Source organism: Thiorhodococcus minor (assembly GCF_010820565.1).
In the GTDB taxonomy this organism is placed as follows: Bacteria; Pseudomonadota; Gammaproteobacteria; order Chromatiales; family Chromatiaceae; genus Thiorhodococcus; species Thiorhodococcus minor.
In genome coordinates this window covers 1-314 of the sequence record NZ_JAAIJQ010000382.1, presented here as the reverse complement: position 1 = coordinate 314, position 314 = coordinate 1, and the positions used below count along the sequence as shown (strand labels likewise).

The following is a 314-nucleotide window of genomic DNA, read 5'->3' as shown; positions in this document are numbered from 1 at the left end:
AGCGTCTGGGCAACCCTCTCCGCCTTCGGCGCAGATGCCAAGCGCTTGGACGGACAGCTCGGCATGACCGCGGTGCTGCATACTTGGGGGCAGACGTTGACGCGGCATGTGCATCTGCACTGTTTGGTGCCCGGCGGGGCCGTCTCGGCCTCGGGGGAGTGGCACCCGGCGAAGAGCACCTATCTCTTTCCCGTCCGCGCGCTGTCGCGGCATGTCCGCGGCGGCTTCGTCAGCCGTCTGCGCCAGGCCATCGCGGCCGGACGCCTGCCGCGGCTGACGGACCCCAAGGAGATCGCGCGGGTGCTCGACAGCCT

At 70.1% G+C, this 314-nt stretch carries 1 protein-coding gene; it reads left to right on the top strand.

Going from position 1 to position 314, the window contains the following annotated elements; translation table 11 throughout:
- Positions 1-314 (top strand): transposase (locus G3446_RS27385; RefSeq protein WP_209262685.1); only part of this gene is annotated, 314 nt, incomplete at both ends.